This is a genomic window from Xanthobacter sp. SG618 (assembly GCF_012932745.1).
GTDB lineage: Bacteria > Pseudomonadota > Alphaproteobacteria > Rhizobiales > Xanthobacteraceae > Xanthobacter > Xanthobacter flavus.
This window is the reverse complement of sequence record NZ_JABBHL010000004.1, coordinates 51699-78629: the sequence shown is the minus strand read 5'-3', so window position 1 is coordinate 78629 and position 26931 is coordinate 51699. Positions and strand designations below refer to the sequence as shown.

The window sequence follows — 26931 nt, the reverse complement described above, 5'->3', positions numbered from 1 at the left end:
CTTCAGTTTCCCATCACTTGGCGAGGGAGACCGCGAGCTTCTCGTTGGTCTCGACGAGGAGTTCCGGCTGGTCGGAGACGCGGATGAAGATGGGGTTCGTGTAGAACCACAGGTCCGACCACGCGGCCACGTCGTAGCTGGAGATCTTCTGGCCGTCGCGCACCACCAGATGCGAGGGGCAGGCGGCGTCGTTGCAGGGCACGAACGGGCCCTGGGCGGCGTTCTCCGGATCCCAGTCGTTGAGCGGGTTGCCCTGGGCGTCCGTCTCGGCCGGCACGGAGGCCGGCAGGTTCGAGCCACGCACGCGGACGTACATGTTGCTCTGCACGTTCGGGATGGTGACGGTCATGGTGCGCTTGGTGCCGCGCGCCTTCCAGGTGGTCGGGCCGAAGGTGGCGACGATCGCCGCCGAGGCGTTGGTGCCGGCGGTGTAGTTCGGGCTGTTGGGCGCAACGACGCCGGTCACGTCACCCTTGATGAACTGCACCTGGCGGAGCGTCGGCTTGTTGAGCGGCTCCTGAATGCCGATCTGCGCCAGCGACGGGTTGTTGAAGGAGTAGGGCGAGTAGTTCGGGCCGGTGGGCACGTTGACCTCGAGGGTCAGCGTCACCGACTTGCCGCGCTTCACCACGAGCGTGTCGCCCATGCCCGCCTTGGCGCCGAGGCCGGCCTTGGCGTTGTAGGTCAGCTCACCGGTGATGAGGTCGCCCTGCACCGAGTAGACGTTGCCGGAGCGCACGCCGTCGACCACCACCTGCGGGCGCAGGCCCACATTCCGCTTGGGACGCGGGATATAGAGCTTCTGGAACTCGCCCGGATAGAAGTCGTTGGTGGTGCCCGACTCGTAGATGGAGAAGGCGCCGCGGTTGTGCCAGTCGGAGCTGGCGAAGAAGAACCAGTTGCGGCCTTCACCCAGCATGGCGTCCCACACGCCGCCGATCTTGGCGGCATAAATGCCGGTGCCGCCGAAGGTGGTCACGCCCACCGAGTCGCAGCCCTTGCCGCAGAAGCCGGCGCGGTATTCGCCGCGGTTGTTGGAGGCTTGGTGGCCGGGCTGGCTCTCGAAGCCCACCGCGACGGTCGGGCCGGCATTGTTGAAGTCGCGGAAGTGCTCGATGTTGAAGCCGTTGTTGCCGTTCGGATTGAACACGCCGGCGCGCTCCACGTGCGCGGGCACGTAGTAGCTGTCGAGCGGATAGTACTTCTGCAGCCACTGGACGGAAGGCACCGCCTTGTTCTGGTGGTTGGCCGTGCCCGAGCCCGAGCCGGAGGCGTTGGCGACCTTGCCGGTCCAGTTGTGCGCGGGCGCACCGAGGCTGAAATCGGTGTCCGAGCGGTCGAAGCGGTATTCGAATTCGGCCACGGCGCTCGCGTTGCCGGTGTCCTTGTCCTTGTTCTTGTTGCCGAACAGGCCCTTCTTCTCGATGGCGTTCTGCGGCTTCTGATTGCCGATCACCGCCATGGAGGTGTGCTCGTGGCCGGGCACGTTGGTCTCGATGCCGGCATAGAGCATCGGCACGCCGGTTTCCTTCGCGAGGCGGACGAGCTCGGGGAAGATGATCTCTTCCGCGCTCTGCCAGCGCCACATGGAACGGTGGCCCTGCGAGGTGGCGGTGTCGCCCTTGATGACCAGGCCCTGGACCTGATCGAAGAAGCGGCCCTTGCCGGTGGTGGAGCCGTCACCTTCCGGATCGTCCACGCGGCAGTCGCGCGGGCTGGAGCCGCCGTGGTCGGCCGCGCCCAGCCATTCGAGGCCGTAGCTCTGGACCGCCTTCTTCACCATGGTCTCGACCGACGAGCGGCCGTCCGAGCACGGCGTGTGATTGTGGAAGTCGCCGGCCATGTAGCTGTCGGCGAACGCCTGCGACGGCATAAACGCCGCTCCGCCGGCAACAGCGAGGACCGACGCCCCCGCGATGAGCTGCTGTGTCAGCACCCCGCCCTTCATGCTCCAACCCCTGATTTTCCCACGGACGCCAGTCCGCCCGTAAGGGCCTCCTAGCGGCGTTCTGTGACCGCGTGCTGAAGGTTCTGTGACGCCGGGGAAAGTGAGCCGGGAAACCTTGCGAGACCTTTGGGACCCTGCGTCTGCCGCAGCGCTGTCATCAAGCCGACACCGGTCGGCCGCTAGGGGATGCGCCGCCAGCAGTAGTGGAAGCACGACGTGGCAGGGATGCGCTTTTCCGCAGCCCTGTGGGTGGGGGACGAGTCTTGACGTCATCGGGTTTGAATACGAGCGCGGATGCGCCGGCCGGCACCGGCAAAAAGAGCCTCATCCGGAGGCTCGTGGGCGAGCCGCTGCTCCAGTTCATGGTGCTGGGTGCCATGATCTTCGCGGCCCATGCGGCGGTGACGCCGGCGGTCCCGAAGGAAAAGCTCATCGAGGTCACCCCCGAGGTGCGCCAGAGCATCGTCGATGCCTTCAAGTCCACCCATGAGGGCCGCGAGCCGGGGGCGGACGAATATCGCAAGCTGGTCGACGTGTGGATCCTGAACGAGATCACCTTCCGCGAGGCGCTGGCGCAGGGCCTCGACAAGGGCGACGAGATGATCCGCGACCGCATCGTCCACAAGATGCGCCTGCTCATCTTCAACGGCGTGGAGGTCAAGGAGCCGACCCGCGCCGAGCTCGAAGCCTGGTACGAGAAGCGTCGGGCGCAATATGACGTGCCGGAGACCATCAGCTTCATCTCCGTGCCCTTCACCGGCCCCAACGCCGAGGCGGAGGCGCGCCAGACGCTGGAGCAGATCCTGGCCGGCGAGGAATCCGAGGAAACCCAGAACCGCGCGCTCATCTTCGGCGAGCGGCCGCGCAAGTCGCTGGAGCCCTCGTTCGGCACGCCGTTTGTCGAGACGCTGGTGGCGCTGCCGCAGGGCGAGTGGCGGGTGGTCCAGTCGAAGGACGGCTGGAACGTGGTGCGCCTCGATGCCTATGCGGCCGGCCATCCGACCGACCTCGACGAGATCTCCGCCCAGGTCGCGCTTGCCTGGAAGGACGAGCGCCGCCGCATCCTCGGCATCGCCGCGACCAAGGATCTCGGCAACGCCTACGTCATCCGGCGTAACGAGCCATGACCGCCCGCTCCGCGACATCCCTCCTGCGCCGGGGCATGACGGCCCTGACCCGTCCGCTGGCCGGCCTCCTCGCCGTCATCGCCGTGGCAGCCGCCTTGCTGCTGCCGTCGCCGCCCGTGCGGGCGCATGAGGCGACCATGGCGGTCATCACCCTGCGCGAGATCGCGCCGGGCCGCTTCATCGGCCAGTGGACCATGCCGCCGGTGGACGTGACCCTGCAGCCCATCTTTCCCGCCCACTGCCAATGGAACCCGCCCGAACTGGTCTGCGGCGACCGCGGGCTCACCGGCCGACTCAGCTTCATGGGCCTTGGCAGCAAGCAGTCGGTGGCGACCATCCGGGTGGTCCCGCGCGAGGGGGCGACCGTCGCCTACACGGTGAGCGCCGCCAAGCCGACCATGATGGTGGCGAGCGAGCCCGGCACCAATCTCGCGGTGTGGGCCGATCTCGCGGACACTTACGTCAATCTGGGCATCGACCACATCCTGCGCGGCATCGACCACCTGCTGTTCGTGCTGGGCCTGATCTGGATCGTGAAGGGGGGCTGGCGGCTGGTGAAGACCATCACCGCCTTCACCGTGGGCCATTCCATCTCGCTCGCCGCCGCCACCTTCGGGTGGGTCGGCGTGCCCGAGCGGCCGCTCAATGCCGCCATCGCCCTCTCCATTGTCTTCGTGGGCGTGGAGATCGTGAAGCTGCAACGGGGCGAGCCGGGGCTCACCGCGCGCTATCCTTGGATCGTCGCCTTCGCCTTCGGCCTCCTGCACGGCCTCGGCTTCGCCACGGCGCTGACGGCGCTCGGCATCCCGCAGGCGACGCTGCCCATCGCGCTCCTGTTCTTCAACGTGGGCGTCGAGATCGGCCAGCTGATGTTCGTCATGGCGGTGCTCGCCCTCATGTGGGCGCACCGGCAGGCGCAGGCGCTGCTGCCCCGCTGGGGCGCGGCTATCCCGGCCTACGTCATCGGCTCCGTCGCCTCATTCTGGTTTCTCACCCGCATCTGACCCTGCCTGGGGCGCATACCTTGGAAGGACATTCGTCATGAAGTCCCAAAGCCCGAATCCGGCGCTCGTCCTCGCCGGCCTTCTCGCCATGATTCCCCTGTCGCCGGCCCTCGCCCATACGGGCACGGGCGTGCAGATCGGCCTTCAGAGCGGCTTTCTCCATCCGCTGACCGGCGCGGATCACGTCATCGCCATGGTCGCGGTGGGCCTGTGGGGCGCCCAGCTCGGCAATCCGGCCATCTGGGTGCTGCCCATCACCTTCCCGCTGGTGATGGCAGTGGGCGGCCTCATTGGCGTCATGGGCATCGACCTGCCCTTCGTCGAGCTGTTCATCGCTTTGTCCGGCATCGCGCTCGGCGCCATGGTCGCCTTCAACGTGCGCCCGCCTTTGTGGATAGCGGCGACCATCGTCGGCGTCTTCGCCATCTTCCACGGCTATGCCCACGGCAAGGAGCTGCCGGATGCGGCCGATGCCGTGGCGTTCGCGGTGGGCTTCGTGGTGGCCACCGGCATGCTCCATTTGCTCGGCATCCTCATCGGTGTCGCGGTGCGCTGGGAGGCGGGGGCCAAGGCGGTGCGCGCCTGCGGCGCCGCCATCGGCTGCCTCGGTGTCTACTTCCTGCTCGGTGCCATCGGAATCATCGAATGACACGCCTTGTCCGGCGCGCCGGGACGGCCGGCGCGCTTGCTTTTCTTTTCGCGCTCACGCCCGGCCTCGCCCACGCCCACCTCGTGGATACGCGGCTCGGTGATTTCTATTCCGGCGCGCTGCATCCGCTGACGGATTTCGAGCAGGTGCTGCCCTGGCTCGCGCTGGCGGTACTCGCCGCCTTCCAGGGGCCGCGCGTGGCGCGCTGGGTCGTGCTGGCCTTCCCGCTGGCGCTGGCCGCAGGCGGTGCGCTGTCGCTGGTGCTGCCGCCGCCGCCGTTCGCGCCGGTCGCGGGCGTCGCGCTGGTGGCGCTCACCGGCCTTGCCGTCGCGGCGCAACTGAGGCTGCCGCTCGCCGCCCTGCTGGTGCTGGCGGTGGGCCTTGGCCTGCTGGACGGATACCAGAACGGCGCCGCAATGGTCGCCACCACGGACCGCTTCCTGTTCCTGTCCGGCGTGACGGTGATTGGCTATGCCTTCGTCACCCTCGCGCTCGGCTGCGCCGTCGCCTTCCTCGCCGGTGTCGGCGGATGGCGGCCCATCGCGCTTCGGGCGGCGGGAAGCTGGGTCGCGGCGGTGGGAATCATGGTGCTCGGCCTTCATCTGATGTCGCGCGGGGTCGGCTGATCGCGCGCCGGAGCGGAGGTCACGGCATCGCGAGCGACATTACGGAAGCTTAATCCGGCCGCCAGATTGCCGTAACGATCCAACCCTTAGGTTGCGTCTCGAACCTGCCCGGCATGGCAGGCAACAGAGAGACGCGACGCATGACCCGCTCCCCCTCCACCCCTTCCGTGACGAAGCGCAACCGCCGTGCCATGCTCGCGAGCGTTTTCGGTCTGGCCCTCGCCGGCGTCGTGGCCGGCCAGTTCATCCCGCCTGCCAATACCCCCGCTCTCGCGCAGATCACCACCAGCCAGCCGGCCAACACCTTCTCCTTCGCCGACATCGTCGAGAAGGTCTCGCCCGCCGTCGTCTCGGTGAAGGTGAAGAAGGACATCGGCGACCAGCAGATGGCCATGGGCGGCGAGGGCCTCGGCGGCAACGTCCCGCCCCAGATCGAGGAATTCCTGAAGCGCTTCGGCTTCGGCCAGGGCGGCCCGGGCATGGGTCCCGGCGGCCCGGGTGGTCCCGGCATGGGCCCGCGCGGCGGCATGGGTCCCAAGGGCGAGCGCCCCGTGGTGGGCCAGGGCTCCGGCTTCATCATCTCGGCTGACGGCTATGTGGTGACCAACAACCACGTGGTGGACGGCGCCGACGAGGTGGACGTGACCACTACCGACGGCAAGGAATACGTCGCCAAGGTGATCGGCACCGATCCGCGCACCGACGTCGCCCTGCTCAAGATCGACAACGTCACCAACATGCCGTGGGTGAAGCTCGCCGATGGCGCGCCGCGCGTCGGCGACTGGGTGATCGCGGTCGGCAACCCGTTCGGCCTCGGCGGCACTGTGACCGCCGGCATCGTCTCGGCCCGCGGCCGCGACATCGGCTCCGGCCCCTATGACGACTTCATCCAGATCGACGCCCCCATCAACCGGGGCAATTCCGGTGGCCCGACCTTCTCGCTGAACGGCGAGGTGATCGGCATGAACACCGCCATCGTCTCCCCCTCGGGCGGCAACGTGGGCATCGCCTTCGCCATCCCCTCCGAGACGGTGAAGACCGTGGTGACCCAGCTGCGTGACAAGGGCTCGGTGGCCCGCGGCTATATCGGTGTGCAGATCCAGCCGGTGACGGACGACCTCGCCTCCGGCCTCGGCATCAAGAGCGCCGAAGGCGCCCTCGTCGCCCAGGTGCAGCCCAACACCGCTGGCGCCAAGGCCGGCCTCAAGGCCGGTGACGTGGTGGTCAAGGTGAACGGCGAGCCGATCAAGGAGGCCCGCGAGCTGTCCCGCAAGGTGGGCATGATGAAGCCGGGTGCCGAGGTCCAGCTCTCGGTGATCCGCGACACCAAGCCCATGGACATCAAGGTCGTGCTCGACCAGCTGCCCAACGAGCAGGTGGCCTCGCGCACCAACACCCCGCAGGGTGAGGACGACAGCGCCGGCAACAAGGACATGCCGCGCCTCGGCCTGCAGCTCGCTCCCTCCAAGAGCGTGCAGGGCGCCGGCGGCGAAGGCGTGGTGGTCACCGGCGTCGAGCCCAACGGCCCGGCGGCCCAGCGCGGCCTGAAGACCGGCGACGTGATCCTGAAGGTGGGCGACAAGACCGTCGCCACCCCCAAGGACGTGCGCGACGGCCTCGCCGCTGCCAAGGCCGAGAACCGCAAGGCGGTGCTCATCCAGGTGAAGAGCGGCGAGGGCGTGCGCTTCGTCGCCATCTCGCTGGAAGGCAAGGCCAAAGGCTGAGCCAAGATCGGCTGAGCCAAGACCGGCTGAGCCCGCTCAGCCGGCCTGAGACAAGGCCCGACCCGCATGACACGCCGGGGCTCATCCCCCGGCGACGGGCCTCCGGACCGAGGTGGATATCGCCATCGCCCCTGATGCCGCTTCGGCTCCGCAGGCGCGGGAAGCTCCAGAGGGCTTCCCGCGCCACTTTTTTGGTGCGTGCCCCTCGCTGGACCCCTCGCATGGACCTGCCTGAAAGGTGAGCTAGAGTGATGACAACGAATCTCGATCCGGGTCCTCTCTCCGCCATGCGCCTTCTCCTGGTCGAGGACGACCGCGACGCCGCCGAATATCTGCGCAAGGCCTTTCGCGAGGCCGGTCACGTGGTGGACCATGCCGCAGACGGCGAGGAGGGGCTCGCCCTCGCGCTCGATGGCAAATACGACGTGATGGTGGTGGACCGGATGCTCCCCGCCCGCGACGGCCTCTCCCTCGTCACCGAGCTGCGCGGGCGCGGGCACACGACGCCCGTGCTCATCCTCTCGGCGCTCGGGCAGGTGGACGACCGGGTGCAGGGCCTGCGCGCCGGCGGCGATGACTATCTGCCCAAGCCCTACGCCTTCACCGAGCTTCTGGCGCGGGTCGAGGCCCTGTCGCGGCGCGGCGTCAGCCAGGGCGCCGAGACGGTGTACAAGGTCGCCGACCTCGAACTCGACCGCCTCGCCCACCGCGTCACCCGCTCCGGCAAGGAGATCCAGCTCCAGCCGCGGGAGTTCCGGCTGCTGGAATATCTCATGCGCCACGCCGGGCAGGTGGTGACGCGCACCATGCTGCTCGAAAACGTCTGGGACTATCATTTCGACCCCCAGACCAACGTCATCGACGTCCACGTCTCGCGCCTGCGCTCGAAGATCGACAAGGGCTTCGACGTGCCGCTCATCCACACCGTCCGCGGCGCCGGCTACATGGTGCGGGCGGGGCTGGCGTGAAGGGGGAGGGCGCCCCGGCGGGTGCGGGTCCGCTCGGCAACGGGGGGAGGGGGCACGGCGCGATCGCCAGCCCCATCGCCCACGCGGCGCGCCTCGTGCGCACCACGGCGTTCAAGCTGCTCGCCGCCTATCTCGTCGTCTTCGCGCTGTTTGCGGTGTCGGTCATCGTCTACACCGCCTGGCACACCCGCGCCCTGATCCAGGGGCAGGTGGCGGACGACCTCGATCGCGAGGTCGTCGGGCTCTCCGACCAGTATCGCATCGGCGGCATCCAACGGCTGGTCTATGTCATCGACCGGCGCACGAGGCGGCCGGGCTCGTCCATCTACGTGCTCTCCAATTTCCAGGGCGAGGTGCTGGCCGCCAACGTGACGGACCTGCCCATCGGCCTGCTCGACAAGGAGGGCACCCGCTTCACCACCTACAACCGGCCGGACGATCCCGTGGCCAAGAGCCACGTCGCCTTCGTGCAGACCATGTTCCTGCCCGGCGGCTACCGGCTGCTCGTCGGCCGCGATATCGAGGAGCGCGACACCCTGCGCGATCTCGTGGCGCGGCCCGCCCAATGGGCGGTGGTGCTCATCGTGGTGCTGGGCCTGGCCGGCGGCGTGTTCGTGACACGGCGGGTACTGAAGCGCATCGATTCCATGACGGCCACGGCCGAAACCATCATGGCCGGCAATCTCTCCGGCCGGCTGGCCCTGGCCGGCACGGAGGACGAGTTCGATCGCCTCGCCCACTCCCTCAACGCCATGCTCGACCGCATCGAGGGGCTGATGGTGGGGCTGAAGGAAGTCTCCGACAACATTGCCCACGATCTGAAGACCCCGCTCACCCGCCTGCGCAACCGCGCCGAGGAGGCGCTGCGGACCGGCCGCACCGAGGAGGACTGGCGCGCCGCGCTGGAGACCACCATCGAGGAGAGCGCCGGCCTCATCCGCACTTTCGACGCCCTCCTGATGATTGCCCGCGCCGAGGCGGGGCAGGGGCGGGCGACCATGGGCGACGTGGACCTCGCCGAGATCGCCGAGGCGGTGTCCGAGCTTTACGAACCGCTGGCGGACGAGCAGGGGCTCGACCTTACCGTCAGCGCCACGCCGACGACTGTGCATGGGGTGAAGGAGCTTCTGGCCCAGGCGCTCTCCAACCTCATCGACAATGCCATCAAGTATGGCCGCCCGGCCGATGGGGGCAGGGGGCGCATCACCGTGACCCTGAAGCGCGAGGGGGCGGACGCGGTGCTGACGGTGGCCGATACCGGCCCGGGCATCCCGCCCGCTGACCGCGAGCGGGTGGTGGAGCGATTCGTGCGGCTGGAAGCGAGCCGCACCCGGCCCGGCTCCGGGCTCGGCCTGTCGCTGGTCGGCGCCATTGCGCGGCTGCACGGCGGCACCCTCGCCTTTTCCGACAACGGCCCGGGTCTGGTGGCGACGTTCCGTTTGCCGACGAAATGATCGACAAGCGTGAACCAAGCGGTCGGCACCGGCGTTAACCTCCCCAATGACCCGCCTATTCTCCCTTAACCATGATGCGCGCCGCGCCTCCGGTTGCGGCAATCGCATCAAAGAAGGCTTGCGCGCGGCAAGTCGCTGGTGCCTTTAGACCTGACCATGCGTTGGCCCACGGAACCGGATTCGGCGGACCGGCCGCCCCTCGCCCTGCTGATGCGGGAATCGCCCGTCGTGGCGGATCCGAAGGCGGCAAAGATTAAGCTTTCCCAGGCCATCGAACGGCTGGCGCCGGAGGCGCGCGCCGCCCTTGATGCGTTGTTCGTGGCTGCTCCCTGCGCCGAGCAGGTCTGCCTCGGGATCGCCGAAAGCTCTTCCTTCCTCATCGAGGTGATCCGTTCCGAGCCGGAGCGGCTTCTGCGCGTGCTCGATCGCCCGCCGCACGCCCATCTCGATGCGCTCATCGCCGAATGCGCGGCCGTGGACGGCACGGAAGCCGACGTGATGCGTGCGCTGCGGCGGATGCGCAGCGAGGCCGCCTTGCTCATCGCCGTCGCCGACATGGGCGGGGTGTTCGGCCTTGTGGAAGTCACCGCCGCACTGACGGATGTGGCCGACGCGGCGGTGCGCAAGGCGCTGTCCTTCCTCCTCGGCGAGGCGGTGAAGGCCGGGCGGCTCACCGTGCCCGATCCCGACGATCCTCAGGCCGGCTCGGGCCTTGCGGCCATCGCCATGGGCAAGCACGGCGCGCGGGAGCTCAACTATTCCAGTGATATCGACCTTGTGGTGGTCTACGACCGCGAGAAGGCGCAGCTCTCCGACAGCGTCTCCGCCTCGCCCTTCTTCGTGAAGATCACACAGGGGCTGGTGCGCCTGCTGCAGGAGCGCTCCGCCGACGGCTACGTGCTGCGCGTGGACCTGCGCCTGCGTCCCGACCCCGGCTCGACCCAGGTCGCCCTCTCCACCGTCTCGGCCCTCGACTATTACGAGCGCGAGGGCGCCACCTGGGAGCGCGCGGCTTACATCAAGGCGCGCCCCGTGGCGGGTGATGCGGAGGTGGGGCGGCAGTTCCTCGCCGATCTCTCGCCCTTCGTCTGGCGCCGCGTGCTGGACTTTCAGGCCATCGCCGACGTCCATGCCATGAAGCGCGAGATCCACGCCTTCCGTGGCCATGACGTGGTGGCGGTGGAGGGGCACAATGTGAAGCTCGGCCGCGGCGGCATCCGCGAGATCGAGTTCTTCGTCCAGACCCAGCAATTGATCGCCGGCGGGCGCGACCCGCTGCTGCGCACCAGCCGCACCCTCGACGCGCTCGATGCGCTCACCGCCCATCGCTGGATCGAGCCCAAGGTCCGCGACGACCTCGCCGAGGCCTATCTCTTCCTGCGCCGGGTGGAGCACCGCATCCAGATGGTGGCGGATGCGCAGACCCATTCTTTGCCCGAGAGCCGCGAGGCCATGGAGGGCTTCGCCCGCTTCATGGGCTATCCGGATCGCGACGCCTTCGCCGCCGCATTGGTGGCGCGCCTGACGACGGTTCAGAGCCACTATGCCCACCTGTTCGAGGATGCGCCGCCGCCGGCCGTGCTCGACGCCGATCTGCTCTTCCCGCCGGACGAGAACGACCGGCCGACGCTTGCCGCCCTTTCCCGCCTCGGCTTCAAGGATCCGGCGGCGGCGAGCGGCATCGTGCGGCGCTGGCTCGTGGGCGGGCCGCGGGCGCTGAAGACCGAGCCGGCCCGCGCCCATCTCGCCCGCATCGTGCCGCTGATGCTGGAGGCCCTGTCCCGTGGCGGCGATCCCGATGGCGCGCTCATCGCCGCGGACCGCTTCTTCACCGAGCTTCCGGGGCCGCATCTGCTCACCGCGCTGGATCGGCATCCGGACCTCGTGCGGCTGCTTGCCACCATCCTCACCGCCGCTCCGCGCCTGAGCGAGACGCTGGCCCGCCGGCCGTCTCTCACGGACGCGCTGCTCGATCCCGCCTTCTTCGACGTGCTGCCCGACGAGGCGAGCCTCTCCGAGCATCTCGAACTGCTGCTCGACACGGCCGAGACCGACGAGGAGCAGTTCGACCGCGCCCGCCGCTTCCGGCAGGAACAGCATGTGCTCATCGGTGTGCGCATCGCCTCCGGCACGCTGCCGGCGGCGCGGGCGGGCGAGGCCTATGCGAAGCTCGCCGAGGTCATCATCCGCGCCCTGCACCGGCGCGTCTGGGTGCGCTTCTGCGAAACCCATGGCCGCATTCCGGGTGCCGAGACCGCGGTGCTCGCCATGGGCAAGCTCGGCGGCCGCGAGATGACGGCGGGGTCCGACCTCGACCTCATCGTGCTCTATGATTTCGATCCCGAGGCCGATGGCACCTCGGACGGCCCGCGCCCGCTGACCGGCGCGCAATATTTCGCCCGCTTCACCCAGCGCCTCGTCACCGCGCTGACCTCGCTGACCAATGCCGGCAAGCTCTATGACGTTGACCTGCGGCTGCGCCCCTCCGGCCGCTCGGGTCCGCTGGCGACGCGGCTCTCCTCCTTCGCCACCTATCAGCAGGCGGAGGCCTGGACCTGGGAGCACATGGCGCTCACCCGCGCCCGCGTGATCGCCGCCACGCCGGAATTCGGCGGCATCGTGCGCGATGTCATCGGCGGCATCATGGGCCAGGCGCGCGACCGGCGCCGGCTGGCGGGCGACATCCTCGACATGCGCCAGGCCATCGCCGCCGAGAAGGGCGAGGACGATCGCTGGAACCTGAAGCACGCGGCCGGCGGGCAGGTGGATGTGGAGTTCCTTGCCCAATATCTCGTGCTGGCCCATGCCCACGATCATCCCGAGATCGTGGACACGGCCACCGCCCGCGTGCTCGCCACTGCGGAGAGGCTGGCCTTGCTTGAGCCGGAAGATGCGCATGTGCTGCTGCGCGCCTGCCGGCTCTACCAGAACCTGACGCAGGTGCTGCGCCTGTCGGTGGACGCCCACGTGGTGCCGCAGGATGCGAGCCCGGCGCTGCGCGCGCTCCTCGCCCGCGCCGGCGAGATGCCGGACTTCGCGACGCTGGAGGCTGATCTGTTCGAGACCGAACAGAAAGTCCGCGCCATCTTCGAGCGCGTGCTGGAGACGGCGGCGGAGTGAGGCAGCGCCCCGCCCGCATTATTGCGGGGCGAGGCGCCGGGGTTCAGTGGAAGTCGGCATCCCCGCCTGTCAGCCAGACGCGCCCGCGCATCTCCTCCGCCGGAATGCCCGGCCGCCAGGCGGTGGTGGGGGTTTCCACCTGGATGTCCCGCAGCTCGCAGTCCGGGCCGGCGATCCGCGTCGCGACGCAGGTCTCGGCGAACCAGCCCCACAGGTCGCGCGCGCCGGCGGCTCCCGCGATGCGCCGTGCCGCCTCCACCAGGGTCGGCATGGCGGCGAGCGGACCGACCAGATCGAGCAGTTCCATGGCGTCTTCGGCGGTCCGTCGCAGGACGACGAGGCCGAGCGCATCCGCCTCCGCCGGGCCGTGCACGAGGTGCAGCTCGTAGACCTTTTCGGGATGGCGCAGGAAGCGCTGGACCAGGCTGTCCCAGTCCCGGATCGCGACCACCTCGGCGCTCAGATCCGCCGCCATCTGCCCCCACAGCGCGTCCACTTGCCGCCGTGCCTCGGCGTCGCCTGGATCGGTGAGCCGGCGGGCCGCCGGCGGGGAGCTGTCGGCGATGGCGGGCCAGTGCAGCTCCATCACCCGGTCGGTGGCCTCGCTGTAGAGGCCGAGCAGGCGCGGCCCCCGCATGGCCTTGGCGTTTGGGAAGCCAGCGGCCACGAGATGCTCCGTTCCGAACCCGCTGTAGATCTCCTGCATGGTGGCGGCCGAAGCGAAGAACGGGCCCTGCCGTCCGAGGCTGCGCTGGCTGCCCTTGCGGGCCATCAGGTCACCCGAGAGCGACATGCGCGTTGGATGACCGAATGCGAGCGTAGGCCGGCTGATGCCGCCATAGTGGATCGCGAGCTGGCCATCGATCCACATGCCGAGGCCGTGGCCCCTGTTGTCGCCGTATTTCCAGAGCCAGTGCTCGAGCGACATGTCGTGGCCGAACGTCTCGCGGAACAGCTCGGCGAATGCGGGAAACAGTTCCGGCGTGATGCGGCGCATGCGCCAGCCCTTTTCGACGCTGCGCCGCAGGACGAGCAGCCGGTAGCCGAAGCGTCCTTCCGCGTAGGCCGATTGATAGGCGCGGTTCGAGGCATCAAGGGCGTCGAGCATGGCGCCGGGCACGCCGAGTTCGCCTTCGAGCGTTGCCCGGTGGCGCCGGGTCATCTCCAGCATGGCGTCGACCGTGTGCACCGCCATGGTGCTGAAGTCCTGCTCCACCTCCTTCGTGAAGCCCAGCCGCTCCGCCAGCGCGACGATGTGGCCGTAAAGGTGGAGCGGCTCCGGCGTCAAAAGGGTGCGCTGGATGGCGAACTCATCGAGGATGACAACGGCCCCCCCAGGCTTCAGCAGGTCGAGCGCGCGGTCGAAGATCTCAAGAGAGCCCACATATTGCGCGCTTTCCTGGAACAGGATCACGTCGAAGGGCTCGGCATCGGGCGGCGGGGTCCAGCCCTCGTAGGTGGCTTCCACCAGAGGCAGGTCCGCGCCGAAGCGCGCCCGCGCCACCGCGACCTGGGCCGGGTCCGGATTGATGCCGGTCACGTCGTAGCCCTTGGCCACAAGCTCGGCCAGCAAGGTGCCGAGCCCGGTGCCGACCTCCAGAATGCGGGCCGTAGGCGGCGGGAGCTGCGCCAGCAGCAGATCCGTGGAGCGCCGCTGGGCGGTGACCATCGGTTCGCCGGGATGGTCGAACAGGGCGAAGTGCAGCCAGGCCACCTCACCCACCTCGATCTGCAGCAACGCCCCATAGACATTGAGCGGGAACGGCAGGGCCTTGAACGCGGACAGGTCCGGCGGCCCGTCTGCTCCGGCCGCGCTGGCATCCTCCTCGGTCCCGGTCGCGAGGGCGGGCGTTGCCACGCCATCGTCAGGCACGGTGTCCGCAGGAGCGTCCGGTGCCGGGGCGTCGGGCTCGGGAGACGCCTCGTGTCCGAGTTCCGGAGCGTTGTCCGGTCCATGGTGGTCGAGGCCGGCCTCGTCAGTCGGCTGCACGGGCTCGGCCGGCGGGGTCCCGGCCGTCTCTTCCGTCTCCGGCTGCTCGGGCGGGGCATCGGCCACCGTTGGCTCCCCGCCTTCGCCCTCGCCTTGGCTTGAAAGGGGCTGGGCATCGCAGGCGGGCTGCACCTCAGCGGCCTGCGCGTCCGTCGGCTGCGCGTCGGGCGGTGCAGCCGCCGCTACGGTCGCTTCGGCGGCTTTCGCCAGCTCGGCCTCCAGTGCGGCGATCCGGCCATGAAGCGCGGCGGCCTCGCCGCGCAGCATGCCATTTTCTGCCTGCGCCTGGTGCAGGCGGTGCTCGGTGGCGCGGTGGACGCCGAGGACGCGGTTGATGTCCTCGGGCTGCCACAGACCCAACCATTTGCTGTAGACGGCGAGGCGGGCGGCATGGGCGAGCGCCGGATCGAACGCCCCCGTGCCCGCGCCTGAGCCGCCCGTGCTCACATAGGTCGCGGTCACGCCGTCCGACCTCAGGAAGCGCCCGTGGCGCGACACCTGGAGCCAGAAATCCCAATCCTCATAGAGGACGAGGCTCTCGTCGAACCGGCAGCCGGCGTCGAGGGCGCGCCGGCGAAACAGCACGCCATGGACCGGCAGGTAATTGTCGTAGGCGAGGCGGTCGGCGTCGAACGGTTCATGGAAGACGGCGACAGGGGGCTGCCCCGGCTCGCGGCTCGCCACCACGCGCACGCCGGAATAGGCCGCGACCGCATCCTCCGCGCCGCGCAGCAGGGCAACCAGCGTCGCCACATGGTCCGGGTCGATGTAGTCGTCGTCGTCCAGGAGAAGGATCATCTCGCCGCGCGCGTGGGCAAGGCCCAGATTGGCGGCCACGGAGCGGTCGAGAGGGGCGGTGCCGCCGACGGTGCGCAGGGGATAGCGCCAGCAGCCTTCGCCGGATCGTCCGGCCTGGGCGGGATCCGCCTCCACCAGCACGATCTCGATATGGGGATAGGTCTGGGCGCAGATGGAATCGAGCGTCTCGGCAAGGCTGGCTCGGCCGATGGTGCGGGTGACGATGGAGACGAGAGGGGCGATGGTGGCGGCCGGGGCAGCCACGGTCGGGGCCGCCCCCGCATCGGCCCAGGCGCCCATAAGGGCGCGGTAGAGACCCGGCGGGCGCGCCCGCAACGCTTCGCCCGTCGCCATCCAGTAGGCCTCGGCCGCATCCACGCCCGGCCCGAGCGTATAGGCGCGGAACCGGTTCAGGCCGTCGAGGACGTAGCTGTCGTAGGGCCGCTCGGCGAGCTGGGAGGGAAAGCACCGCATGGCCGCCTTGAGCGTGTCGGTCAGGTCGGTCACGTCGAGGAGGCGGTTCGGCAATTGCGGATTGCCGATTTCGTAGCACGCGACGGTAAGCGGCCCGCCGCGCCGGCGCACCGCCTCTATGGCGGCGAAGGCCAGCGCGCGGTGGTCGGGATGCACCTCGTAGATGGAGGGCGCATAGACGATCGCCGGGCGGTGGATGGCGATCAGGGAAGCAACGCGGGCGACGAGATCTTCGTCGTAGGTGAGCCCGCGGTCGGGATAGTCCAGAAAGTGGGGCGCGCCATAGCCGAGCACCTGTGCCGCGGCGCGGGACTCCGCCTGGCGCATGGCTACGTAGTCGCCGGCATGGTCTGCTGCGCCCGAGGCCGCCGCGCCATCGGTGAAGATCACCACGGTGACGGGGTCGCCGGCATCCACATGGCGCAGCACTGCGCCGCCGCAGCCGAGAATCTCGTCGTCAGGATGGGGCGCGAGGACGAGGGCGGCACCCTCGATCAGCCGCCGCACGCAGCTATAGGGGATTATGCTTGCTTCGTTCATTGGACCCCGACCGCCGGCTGGAGCACGCCCTCGCTTTGAAAAGAGGCGGGCTCACCATGTGTCCTGGATCGCTTGGCGGTACAGGACACATGGTTCGGCTTTAGCACAGCCGAAGGGATATGCGAACGAAAGCCGATACACCCTGCGTTGCCCACAGGTTGAACGGTCAGAGCGTCCCGTCCGGCGTCCTCACCCCAGCGCGCGGGTGGCGATGTCGGCCACGTCCGGCGACAGGCCGGGCGTCTCCGCCACCTTGCGCAGGGCCCGCTCCGCGCTGGCGCGGCGCACCGGCTCCAGCTGGCGGAAGGTCTTGAACGAGGCGAGTAGTCGGGCCGCCACTTGGGGGTTCTTGCCGTCCAGCGTCAGAACCACGTCGGTGACGAACTCGTGCCCGGCGCCATCCGCCCGGTTGAACTGGGTGGGGTTGGTGGCGGCGAAGGCGCCCACCAACGAGCGCACCCGGTTGGGATTGCCCAGCGAGAAGGCGGGATGCAGCATCAGGTCCTTGATGCGGTCGAGGGTGCCCGGCGCCGCAATCTGCGCCTGCAAAGTGAACCACTTGTCGATCACCAGCGCGTCCCGCTCGAAGCGGTCGTAGAAGGCCTGAAGCGCGGCTTCGCGCTCCGGCACCTCATGCTGGGTCAGCACGGCAAGGGCGGTGATGCGGTCGGTCATGTTGTCCGCCGCCTCGAACTGCGCCTTGGCGCGGGCGATGCCCTCCGCCGAGCCGGTGACAGCGAGGAAATCCAGCGAGAGGTTGCGCAGCGCGCGCCGCCCGGCGGAGGAGGCGTCCGGCGAGAAGGGGCCGGTCGCGGCCATGGCCGAATAGGTGGTGGCGAATGCGCCTTCCAGCGCCGTGCCCATCGCGAGGCGCAGCGTCTTGCGGGCGGCGAACACCGCGTCCGGGTCCACGTCCTTGGCCAACTCGCGGGCCACCTCGCCCTCGCCGGGCAGGGCCAGCGCCTGCGCCTTGAAGGCGGCATCGAGCGTGGTGTCTGCGAGGATGGCGCGGGCGGCGGTGACGAGCGCCTCCGTCGCCGGCAAGCTGCCGGTGCGCGCGCCGGTCTTCAGCATTTCCAGCGCGATGCGCTGGATGGCGTCGAAGCGGTTGAACGGGTCCGCGTCATGGGCGGCGAGGAAGACGCGGTCGGCCTCGGTGAGGTCGCTCACGAGGTTCACCGGGGCCGAGAAGCCGCGGTTGAGCGAGGGCACGGGTCGCGCATCGAGGCCGGTGAAGAGGAAGCTCTGGCGCGCCTCGCTCACCTCCACCACGCCGTTCTCAACCGGCACATTGCCGAGCGCCAGCGGCTGGTCGCGCCCGTCCGGGCCGACGAGACCGAGGGCGAGGGGGATGAGCATGGGCTTCTTGGTGGGCTGGCCCGGGGTGGGGGGCACCTCCTGTGCCACGTCGAGGCGATAGGTGCCTGCCTCGGCATCCCATGCGCCGCTCACGGTGAGCACCGGCGTGCCCGACTGCGCATACCACAGCGCGAACTGCGAAAGGTCGCGGCCGGTGGCATCGGCGAAGGAGGCGACGAAATCCTCGATGGTCGCGGCCTCGCCGTCATGGCGCTCGAAATAGAGGTCCATGCCCGCCCGGAACCCGGCCTCGCCCAGCAGGGTCTTGAGCATGCGGACCACCTCTGCGCCCTTCTCGTAGACGGTCGCCGTGTAGAAGTTGTTGATCTCGCGATAGGTTTCCGGCCGCACGGGATGCGCGAGGGGGCCCTGGTCCTCGGTGAACTGGGCGGCCTTCAGCGCCCGCACGTCGGCGATCCGCTTCACCGGGCGGGAGCGCTCATCGGAGGAGAACTCCTGGTCGCGGAAGACGGTGAGGCCTTCCTTCAGGCACAGCTGGAACCAGTCGCGGCAGGTGATGCGGTTGCCGGTCCAGTTGTGGAAGTATTCGTGGGCGATGACGCCCTCGATGCCGGAATAGTCCGCGTCCGTCGCGGTCTCGGGGGTGGCGAGGACATACTTGTCGTTGAAGACGTTGAGGCCCTTGTTCTCCATGGCGCCCATGTTGAAGTCCGACACGGCGACGATGTTGAACACGTCGAGGTCGTACTCGCGGCCGAAGGCCTCCTCGTCCCAGCGCATGGAGCGCTTCAGCGCGTCCATGGCATAGCCGGCGCGGGCCTCCTTGCCGTGCTCCACATAGATGCCCAGCTCCACCTCGCGCCCGGAGCGGGTGAGGAAGCTGTCCGAGATCTTGGCGAGGCGCCCGCCCACGAGAGCGAACAGGTAGGAGGGCTTCGGCCAGGGATCGTGCCACACGGCATAATGGCGGCTGGTGCCGTCCACCTTCCCGCTTTCCACCAGATTGCCGTTGCCGAGCAGCACGGGCGACTCGGCCTCATCCGCCTCGACGCGGGTGGTGAAGACGGAGAGCACGTCAGGCCGGTCGGGATAATAGGTGATGCGGCGGAAGCCCTCGGGCTCGCACTGGGTGCAGTAGTTGCTGGAGGTGCGGTAGAGCCCCATCAGCTGGGTGTTGGCTGTGGGGTCCACCAGCGTCTCGATTTCCAGCACGAAGGCGTCTGCCGGGGGATGGGCGAGGGTCAGGCGGTCGGGCGTCGCTTCGAAGCTCGGGCCGGCCATCGGCTTGCCGTCGATGGCGAGGCGCACCAGCGTCAGTCCGTCACCGTCGAGCACCACGGGCGCGCCGAGGGCACCGGCCGGGTTGCGGCGCAGGGAGAGCTTCGAGGTGACGCGGGTCTGCGAGGGGTGCAGGGAGAAATCAAGGTCCACCTTGTCCACAAGCCACGCCGGCGGACGGTAGTCGGAAAGGTGGATGGCCTTGGGTTCTGCATCACGCATGTCAACGCTCCTGGCGCCGGCATGGAGGGGCCGGCGTCTTGCTATCCTGTCGGGTCGGTGGGGAGAGTAGAGCGCGAAGGCGGCGGAGGAAAGCGCGGGCCCGGCGCGGCGCGCCGCGCGTGGAGCCAAATCTTCACCGCCGAGCCGGCGAGCAGCAAAGCGAGGAGTGGCAGCAGCACCTCCGCCCGCACGATGCCGAGGAGCAGGCTGCCGGCAAAGGCGCCGGCCACCGAGCCGAGGCCCATGGCGATCAGGAAGCCGCGATTGCGCGCCAGCACGGCGAAGCTCTTGTCCTGGCTGTAGCGCGCAAAGCCCACGAGCATGGTGGGCAGGCTCACGGCGAGGGAGAGGCTGCCGGCCAGCTTCACGTCGCAGCCGAAGAGCAGGATCAGGGTCGGGATGAGCAGTTCGCCGCCGGCCACGCCCAGCACCGAGGCGAAGATGCCGATGGCGAAGCCGGCCGCGACGCCCGCCACCTGCTGCAGGACGCCCTCGAACAAAGGCTGGCCTGTGCCGCCGCCGTGGCCGAACATCAGAACGACCGCGATCAGCGTCAAGAGCAGCGCGATGACCCGATAGAGCGCGGGCGATGCGAGCCGCAGCGCCACGCCCGCCCCGAACCACGCCCCGAGGAGGCTTCCCGCCAGCAGATTGGCGATCACGCCCCAATGGTCCGAAATCTGTGCGAACGGAACGACGCTCGCGCGGAAGGGCAGGGCGACGGCCACCACGATGAGGCTGACCGCCTTGTTGACGATGATCGCGTCCAGGGCCCGGAAGTGGAACAGGCCGATGAGCACCGGCAACCGGAATTCCGCGCCTCCCAGGCCGATGAGGCCACCCAGCGTGCCGATGATGCCGCCGGTGGAAAAGGCAAAGGAATTGAGCGATGCAGCCTTCATGGAACGGGCGACCATTGCGGAATGGAGCGCCACGGTGCGCACGGAATGGATGCGCCGTCCACGAATATTGCAGAAGATGATCTTGTCGTTCGATACTACATATGTTGTTTGGGATATTTATTGTATCTGATTGAATATAGTTTCAGTGCATCTGATATGTATAAATAGATATAGCTTGCAGTATCCGCCCCGGCGCTATTGGCCTGACGCCGAGCCGTGCCGCCAGATCTTCCAGGCCGACATCACGAGGATGGCGCCGAGCAGCGGCAGCAGCATGGAGGCCGGCACGATGCCGAGCAACTGACCGCCGAGGAAGGCGCCCAGCATGGAGGCGGCCGTCATCACCCCGAGGAATGTCAGGTTCTCCCGCACGACGGCAACCGTGTTGTCACGGCCGAAGCGGGCGAATCCGACGATGAGGGTGGGCAGACTCACGGCAAGCGCGACGCTGCCCGCGAGCTTCACCGGCAAGGCAAAGAGCAGCACCAGCGTCGGCACCAGCAATTCCCCGCCCGAAACCCCCATGAGCGCCACCGCAAGGCCGATGATGAAGCCGGCCAGCACCCCGACCACCAGCCGCACGGTGCCGTCGATGGCCATGTGCTTGAGATCGGGATCGTCACCCAGCACCAGCATGATGGCGGTGAAGACGAGCATGGCCGCAATGGCGCGGAACAGGGTGCGCGAGGCGAACCGCGTGGCGTAGGTCGCCCCCGTCCAGGCGCCGGCGAGACTGCCGGTCAGCAGGGTGGCGATCACCCGCCAGTGCTCGGCGACCTCGGCAAAGGGGATGGTCGCCGCGCGGGACGGCAGGGCGAAGGCCACCACCACAAGGCTCAGCACACGGTTGATGATGATGGCCGGCAGCGCTTCGAATCCGAGCGCGATCAGCACCGGCAGTCGAATCTCCGCGCCGCCGAGGCCGATGAGGCCGCCAACGGTCCCGATGGCCAGCCCGGCCAGTGATCCGTGCAGCAAACGCCGCCGCATGGACGCTGCGGAAGGCTCGAAAGACATGCCGATCACGCCCCCTTGAACAGACCGCTACGTACCGTCACCCCGGCCTTGGAAAAGGGCGCGGGCCGTTGACGGCAAAGGAGTCTCACCGATTGTCCAGAAATCTCCAACGATTGTTTCTGTAAGGGCGCCTTATCGAATTTTGCGACGCACCCTAGCTCCTAGCCATCCAAAGGGCGTGGTGGGGTTGGTATTTGAGGAGATTAACATGCGTAATCTGACTTTTGGCGCTGTCGCGCTCGCTGCCCTGCTTGCTTCCGGCGCCGCCTTCGCGGGCGACGAGGCCTCCCTCGCTGCTGCGGATGCCGAGGCGCAGGCGGCTGCGGCCGCCCACTCGCAGGCCCAGCCGCTCGGCTATGCCACGCAGCGCGCCGTTCCTCCGGCCTTCGTGGCCCTTTCCGCCGGTCAGGAGCGGAGCCCGCTCTCGGAAGCCGACCGCCTCTTCCTGGCGCAGGGCGACCGCGGCCTCGGCACCAACTGACGAAAATCCCCGGCCGGCGTCCTGCGCCGGCCGGGGGCATTCCAGAGGTTCAGCCGTCGAGGCGCGCTTCCAGCGCTTCATAAAGCGGATTGTCGGCGGCGAAGACGTATTCGATGGGGCCGACCGTCACCATGCTGGCGCCGCGCTGGCGCAGGAAGGTGGCGAGGGCGTGCAGCGTGTCCGGCGGGCAGTGCAGGGTCAGCATGCCGGATGACGTGGGGCCGCCGAAGGGCGCGACGCAGCGATAGGCCGCCACCGCCTCATCCACCAGCGAGGCATCGCAATCGGCGAAACGCGTGCGCACCTCGCGCATGGTCCGCGCCCGCTTTTCAGCCCCCAGCCGGTCGAACATGGCCCGGGCCGCCGCCAGGGCGCCACCGCTCCAGTTGGCAGTGAGCGAGGCGACGAGGTTCGCCTCGGACTTCAGGATGATGCCGTCGTCCACCACCTTCAGGGCATTGGCGGCGAGCGTCGCCCCCGTGGTGGTGATGTCGACGATCAGCTCCGCCGTGCCGGCGGCGGGCGTGCCCTCGGTGGCTCCGGCGCTCTCGACGATGCGATAGTCGATGATGCCGTGGCGGGCGAAGTAGCCGCGCGTCAGGTTCACATATTTGGTGGCGACGCGGATGCGCCGGCCGGTGCGGCCGTGGAAGTGGCTGGCCACGTCGTCGAGATCGTCCATGGTGCGCACGTCGATCCAGGCCTGCGGCACCGCAACCACCACGTTGGCATGGCCGAAGCCGAGCTTCTCCAGCAGCGCCACGCGGCTGTCCGCCTCATGGATGTTCTCGCGCACCAGATCCTCGCCGGTCACGCCCAAATGGGCCGTGCCGGAGGCCAGCGCCGCGGCGATTTCCGAGGCGGAGAGATAGGCGACCTCCACCCCTTCCACCCCACCGAGCGCGCCGCGATAGTCGCGGGCGCCGCGGGCCTGCGTCAGCGGCATGCCGGCGCGGGAGAAGAAGGCGTGGACATTTTCCTGAAGCCGCCCCTTGGACGGCACGGCGAGGATGAGCGGCGTGGTCATCGGGCGTCCTCCGCGGCACCTGAGAGGCCGGCGAGGCGCTCCACCCAGGCGGCAAGCCCGACGCCGGGGATGGCCCCCTCCGCGCCGAGCCGCGATAGCAGCCGGTCATAGCGGCCGCCGGCCACCAGCGGGCCGGCGCCGGGACGGGCCGGGTCGTGCAGCTCGAAGACCATGCCGCTGTAATAATCGAGCGGGCGCCCGAAGGCGGTCGAGAAGCGCACGGACGACAGGTTCACCGCATAGGCGGTGAAGAAGCCGGTGCGCCGGTCGAACAGATCGAGGGCCGCGTTGAGGTCGATGCCCGCATCCGCTGCCAGCGCCCGCATCCGGGCCGAGGCGTCGTCCGGTGTGCCGGAGATGGCGAGGTAGCGCGAGAGGATGTCCGAGGTTTCCTTCGAAAGCCCGCCACCTGCATCGAGTGAAGACTGCTCCAGGAACCGTTCGGCGATCTCGGACACGCTGCGCCCGCCCACCGTCGAAATGCCGGCGATGGAGAGAAGATCGGTGATGAGCGCGCGGGCCGCAGCCGGGTCCGCGCCATCGAGCGCCGCCAGCACGCCGGCATGGGCGGGCGCGCCCTCGCGGCTCTTGTCGTTGAGCTGGGCGAGATCGAGGTTCACCCGTCCCTGGCCGAAATCCTTCAGCAGCCGGCGGCGCATGGCAGGCGCCAGCGGCAGGGCGTCGAGCAGCGCCGTGAACAGGCCGACGTCGCCGAGCCGGATGTCCGGCTGCGGCAGGCCGTAGAGCGCGCAGGCGTTGAGGCCGAGGGACAGGATTTCCGCATCCGCCGCCTCGATGTCGGTGCGGCCGAAGGATTCGACGCCGGCCTGCCGGAACTCGCCGGGGCCTTCGCCGCGGAAGCGGAAGACGGGGCCGAGATAGCTCACCCGCGCCGGCATCGCCATGCCCTCGGCCAGCACCGCGCGGGCGACCGGGATGGTCAGGTCCGGCCGCAGGCACAGCTCGTGGCCTTCGGCGTCGGCCGTCAGATACATGCGGCGGCGGATGGATTCGCCCGAAAGATCGAGGAATACGTCGGCCGGCTGGAGGATGGGCGGATCGAGGCGCGCGAAGCCGGCGGCCGCGAAGGTGGCGACCAGCGCCTCCTCGAGGCTCGGGGACGTGCGGGAGGTGAGGGGCGCGGGCGCCGCGGGCGACATGGGTGCAAGGTTTCCGTGAGGTCTTGCGGGCTTCTAGCAAAGCCGGCGCCCCGCGACCACCCCGGCGCGGCCATGCGGGGGGGGCAAGTCAGCATGGCAAGTCGGCATGGCAAGGCGGCGTGGCATCTGGCGCGGCTTTCCCGCTAAGCTGCGGCCGCCGGCGATGGGGCGGCGCAGCAGGGGATCGTGATCGCATGGCGGAAGGGCCGGCAGGAGACGAGGACGCGGGGCGCGAGGGAAGCCTTCCGGGCGCGCCGGGTCACCTTCTCGATCCCACCTTCCGCAACGGCTCCGTCACCGCCATCGGCGTGGTCGGCGGCTTCTCCCTCGCCTTTCTTTCCAACTGGACGTTCATGCCCGGCCGCTGGGGCGGCTCGGCCTTCGTCGCCTTCATCCTGCTGGCGCTGGGCATCGCCTTCCAGCTCCGTGCCCTCGTGGGAATGCTGGAGACGCAATCGCTCCGCCGGGTGCGCTACAACCGGCTGGTGAAGGTCTTCGCGATCGGCATCTACCTCACGGCAGCCGGGGTTCTGCTGGCGCTCGTCGCCGAACTGCCGGTCGTCTCACGCTATCTGCATTTTTGAGCCGCGCTTCGGGTGGCGGCGGGTGTCGTCTATGGTGGGCGCCTGTCGAATCAGGAGGCGGCCATGGCAGGCGCGAGCGGAGCAAAGGGCGGCACGGCGGTTGCCGGCGTCGAAAATCTCTCGTTCGAGCAGGCGCTTGCCGAGCTGGAAGCCATTGTCGCCAATCTCGAGCGGGGGAACGTGCCGCTGGAGGAATCCATCGCCATCTATGAGCGCGGCGAAGCCTTGAAGCAGAGGTGCGAGGCCTTGCTGAAGGCCGCCGAGGCGCGGGTGGAGACCATCACCCGCGACGCCGCCGGGCGCCCGGCGGGCACCCAGCCCCTCGATCCGGACGCCTGAAAAGCGTCCCGAAACGGGACGGTTGCAGGATTTGTCCGGGACAGCAGGGGAACGCAGCGGGACCGAATCGCTTCGGCGCCCGTTTTCCCGGTCTGTTCAGTAGATGCCCGGAATGACGCGCTTGGTGCGACGGGCGTAGGCGTCATACTCGGCGCCGAAGGCTTCCCGCATCATCTGCTCCTCGCGCCCGACGCGGAAGAAGAACAGGATGCCGAAACCGATCAGGCCAGCCGGTCCGGCGATGAAGTTCGGCAGAAGCAGCACCTGCGCCAGGGCCCACAGGAAAAAGGCCGAATACATGGGGTGGCGCACCTTCTCATACACCCCCGAGGTGATGAGCTCGTGCTTGTCCTTGATCTCCAGCGTCACCGACCAATACTTTCCAAGCTGCCGGTGGGTTCGCCAGAACAGCAGGAGCGAGCCGGCGAACACCACCACGCCCGCCACCACCTGAAGCCCAGTCGGCGGGTAGGCGGCGAACCCGGGGAAGCCCGTCGCCGCATAGATCGCGGGGATGATCCCGAGCCCCAGCGTGGAGATGGACAGAAGGATCATCTCGCGCAGATTGCGGTGCCGCGCATCCGCCACGCGCTGGCGTTTCGCCTTTCGTTCGAAGGGGATACGCAGGACGTACCAGGATACGACGCCCACGGCCCAGGCGATCTTGGCGAAGGTCAGGAGGCTCATGCGGCGGTCTCGGATTCCGGGAGGGGGAGGATGCAGCCGGCCGCGTCGAAGACGAGGGGGCGCAGGGTTCCGTCGGGCAGCAGATAGGCCCGTAAGCTATTGGTATGTGAGGCCAAAACGTCGAACGAGAGGGGCCCGCACACATAGGCGTAGAAATCGTGGGTGGAGCGGATGTCGCCGGCGAGGAAGCACTGGCAATGCAGGCGCATCACGTCGAACCAGTGGCGGCGGTAGATGGCCGGCGAGATCATCTGGCGGATTTCCACATGCCGGATCAATGGCTTGAGCGAATAGTCCCCCGGCGGCAGCAGCACCGGGGCGAAGCTGACAGGACCCAGGGTGACGGGGTTCACCTTGTAGAAGGAGACGATGTCGTCGCGCGACTGCACCTCCACCCAGCCGATCTGCTCCGCCGCCGCAACCCGTTCTGCTGCCTCGCGAAAACGTCCGCCGGCGGGGTGCAGGGCGAACTTGGCGGTGGTCGAGCCGAGGGTGAGGATTCGCACCCGCGCGCGGGTGCCGAAGGCGGGGTCGGCAGCGAGCGCGGCGGCCACCGCGCTGACCGCGAGCATGGCGCCAAGGCTGTGGCCTGCAACGATAATCTCGTCCACGCCCTGCGCCGCCGCCTCCGCTTCCACCGCCCGCAGACGGTCGGCGAAGGCGCGGATGCGGGCTTCCACTTGGGGGTGCCGGCCGCGGACGAAATCCACTGAAAATTCAGCCAGATCCAGCGACTGCTTCAGCCGGAAGCGGCGCCCCGGCCAGCGCATCAAAAGCAGGCCGCCGGCGAGGGTCACGGCAAGGCCGGCGACCGTAGCGACCAGCGTGCCGAACTCCGCAAGCCATTGATATGCAAGGATTCCCGCCGCCGCGGCCAGCCCCCAGAACACGGCGAGCAGCATGTAGGTGAAGAGAAAAAACAGGCCGTAGCGCCGGCTGGAGCGGAAGTAGTTGGCGATGGTGCCGCTCGACACCATGTCCGCCATGGCCCGCACCGAGCCCTTCATGTGGCTCCAGACGGAACGGCCCATGTCAGCCCGAGTCAGGTCATGCCACCCGAGGTTTTCGAACGCAGTATCGGTATGCCAGTTGGGGCCGTCAGCTTCAGTTCGCCAGAATCCGCCCGTGGGGGTCGGCACCGGTGCCGAGTCGCGGCAGTGAGTCCGTACATTCCACACGTCGCCGAAGCGTTTTAGCTCGCGGACGAAGATGCGGTGGTGTCCTTCCACCGCCATGGGATCGAAGCCGGCGATGAAGAAGACGTGGCGGCGGCGGACCCGGGCGCGCGCGTCCGCGTCCTGGGGCGGGATACCGCGCGCTTCGGCGTCGGTCCCGGCGGTGGGGCCTGCGAGCGTTCCCTCGGCGTCGTGCATGGGGCGCGTTCTAGCGAAGATGGCCGGGCGTGGCTAGTTGCGGCAACGGCAGGCGCCGGGATAATGGAGCCGTTGCACCTCGGCAGGGCAGGGGCGGCGGGCAGGCCCCTCAACGCGGC

Annotated in this window: 20 protein-coding genes; 11 read left to right on the top strand and 9 right to left on the bottom strand. The window is 68.9% G+C overall.

Features of this window, described 5'->3' with window-relative positions; genetic code table 11:
- Positions 1 to 13 precede the first annotated feature (13 nt).
- Positions 14 to 1873, bottom strand: coding sequence for a hypothetical protein (locus tag FHT36_RS12355; protein WP_210257731.1), 1860 nt, complete (start codon positions 1871 to 1873; stop codon positions 14 to 16).
- A gap of 413 nt (positions 1874 to 2286) precedes the next feature.
- Between FHT36_RS12355 and FHT36_RS24865 the strand changes: the two genes are divergently transcribed.
- The 8 genes from FHT36_RS24865 to FHT36_RS12315 all read left to right on the top strand — a co-directional run bounded on the left by FHT36_RS24865 (position 2287) and on the right by FHT36_RS12315 (position 12620).
- Positions 2287 to 3075 (top strand): peptidyl-prolyl cis-trans isomerase, encoded by a 789-nt coding sequence (locus tag FHT36_RS24865; RefSeq protein WP_169122813.1) that lies wholly within the window; start codon positions 2287 to 2289, stop codon positions 3073 to 3075.
- Positions 3076 to 3110: 35 nt separating this feature from the next.
- Positions 3111 to 4079: a HupE/UreJ family protein gene (locus tag FHT36_RS12345; RefSeq protein WP_210257758.1), complete on the top strand. Its 969-nt coding sequence runs from the start codon at positions 3111 to 3113 to the stop codon at positions 4077 to 4079.
- A gap of 37 nt (positions 4080 to 4116) precedes the next feature.
- Positions 4117 to 4728, top strand: a complete 612-nt coding sequence (locus FHT36_RS12340) for a HupE/UreJ family protein (protein ID WP_169122812.1) — start codon at positions 4117 to 4119, stop codon at positions 4726 to 4728.
- The gene (locus tag FHT36_RS12335; protein ID WP_169122811.1) at positions 4725 to 5354 is read left to right on the top strand and encodes a HupE/UreJ family protein; all 630 of its coding nucleotides are present in this window, start codon (positions 4725 to 4727) and stop codon (positions 5352 to 5354) included. The genes FHT36_RS12340 and FHT36_RS12335 overlap by 4 nt, the downstream gene beginning before the upstream one ends.
- A 140-nt stretch (positions 5355 to 5494) precedes the next feature.
- Positions 5495 to 7078 (top strand): Do family serine endopeptidase, encoded by a 1584-nt coding sequence (locus FHT36_RS12330; RefSeq protein WP_169122810.1) that lies wholly within the window; start codon positions 5495 to 5497, stop codon positions 7076 to 7078.
- Between the two features lie 251 nt (positions 7079 to 7329).
- Positions 7330 to 8046, top strand: coding sequence for a response regulator transcription factor (locus FHT36_RS12325; protein WP_281408781.1), 717 nt, complete (start codon positions 7330 to 7332; stop codon positions 8044 to 8046).
- Positions 8047 to 8120: 74 nt separating this feature from the next.
- Positions 8121 to 9500 carry an ATP-binding protein gene (locus tag FHT36_RS12320; protein WP_169123193.1) on the top strand — a complete coding sequence of 460 codons (1380 nt, stop codon included), beginning with the start codon at positions 8121 to 8123 and terminating at the stop codon, positions 9498 to 9500.
- A 156-nt stretch (positions 9501 to 9656) separates the two neighbouring features.
- Positions 9657 to 12620, top strand: a complete 2964-nt coding sequence (locus FHT36_RS12315) for a bifunctional [glutamine synthetase] adenylyltransferase/[glutamine synthetase]-adenylyl-L-tyrosine phosphorylase (protein ID WP_169122809.1) — start codon at positions 9657 to 9659, stop codon at positions 12618 to 12620.
- A gap of 43 nt (positions 12621 to 12663) precedes the next feature.
- Here the strand turns inward: FHT36_RS12315 and FHT36_RS12310 are convergent, their stop codons facing one another.
- The 4 genes from FHT36_RS12310 to FHT36_RS12295 all read right to left on the bottom strand — a co-directional run bounded on the left by FHT36_RS12310 (position 12664) and on the right by FHT36_RS12295 (position 21161).
- Positions 12664 to 16422, bottom strand: coding sequence for a PIG-L family deacetylase (locus FHT36_RS12310; RefSeq protein WP_169122808.1), 3759 nt, complete (start codon positions 16420 to 16422; stop codon positions 12664 to 12666).
- Between the two features lie 189 nt (positions 16423 to 16611).
- Positions 16612 to 19242, bottom strand: coding sequence for an aminopeptidase N (pepN, locus tag FHT36_RS12305; RefSeq protein WP_169122807.1), 2631 nt, complete (start codon positions 19240 to 19242; stop codon positions 16612 to 16614).
- A 41-nt stretch (positions 19243 to 19283) separates the two neighbouring features.
- Positions 19284 to 20144 (bottom strand): sulfite exporter TauE/SafE family protein, encoded by an 861-nt coding sequence (locus FHT36_RS12300; protein WP_246702200.1) that lies wholly within the window; start codon positions 20142 to 20144, stop codon positions 19284 to 19286.
- A gap of 195 nt (positions 20145 to 20339) precedes the next feature.
- Entirely contained in the window at positions 20340 to 21161 is an 822-nt protein-coding gene (locus tag FHT36_RS12295) for a sulfite exporter TauE/SafE family protein (protein ID WP_169122805.1), read from the bottom strand.
- A gap of 208 nt (positions 21162 to 21369) precedes the next feature.
- Between FHT36_RS12295 and FHT36_RS12290 the strand changes: the two genes are divergently transcribed.
- Positions 21370 to 21642: a hypothetical protein gene (locus FHT36_RS12290; protein ID WP_169122804.1), complete on the top strand. Its 273-nt coding sequence runs from the start codon at positions 21370 to 21372 to the stop codon at positions 21640 to 21642.
- 49 nt (positions 21643 to 21691) lie between these two features.
- On the opposite strand, the gene hisG is transcribed toward FHT36_RS12290, so the two are convergent.
- Both hisG and FHT36_RS12280 read right to left on the bottom strand, forming a co-directional pair.
- Entirely contained in the window at positions 21692 to 22669 is a 978-nt protein-coding gene (gene hisG / locus FHT36_RS12285) for an ATP phosphoribosyltransferase (RefSeq protein ID WP_169122803.1), read from the bottom strand.
- A complete protein-coding gene (locus FHT36_RS12280) occupies positions 22666 to 23829 on the bottom strand; it encodes an ATP phosphoribosyltransferase regulatory subunit (RefSeq protein WP_169122802.1) in 1164 nt (387 codons plus the stop codon). The genes hisG and FHT36_RS12280 overlap by 4 nt, the downstream gene beginning before the upstream one ends.
- Before the next feature lie 194 nt (positions 23830 to 24023).
- Here FHT36_RS12280 and FHT36_RS12275 point away from each other — a divergent pair, with 194 nt between their 5' ends.
- Both FHT36_RS12275 and FHT36_RS12270 read left to right on the top strand, forming a co-directional pair.
- Positions 24024 to 24413 (top strand): hypothetical protein, encoded by a 390-nt coding sequence (locus FHT36_RS12275; RefSeq protein WP_210257730.1) that lies wholly within the window; start codon positions 24024 to 24026, stop codon positions 24411 to 24413.
- Between the two features lie 63 nt (positions 24414 to 24476).
- Complete coding sequence (locus tag FHT36_RS12270) at positions 24477 to 24752, top strand: exodeoxyribonuclease VII small subunit (protein WP_029559001.1); 276 nt, start codon at positions 24477 to 24479, stop codon at positions 24750 to 24752.
- A 96-nt stretch (positions 24753 to 24848) separates the two neighbouring features.
- On the opposite strand, the gene FHT36_RS12265 is transcribed toward FHT36_RS12270, so the two are convergent.
- Positions 24849 to 25439: a protein-S-isoprenylcysteine O-methyltransferase gene (locus FHT36_RS12265; RefSeq protein ID WP_169122801.1), complete on the bottom strand. Its 591-nt coding sequence runs from the start codon at positions 25437 to 25439 to the stop codon at positions 24849 to 24851.
- A complete protein-coding gene (locus FHT36_RS12260) occupies positions 25436 to 26812 on the bottom strand; it encodes a hypothetical protein (RefSeq protein ID WP_169122800.1) in 1377 nt (458 codons plus the stop codon). The genes FHT36_RS12265 and FHT36_RS12260 overlap by 4 nt, the downstream gene beginning before the upstream one ends.
- Positions 26813 to 26931: the final 119 nt, after the last annotated feature.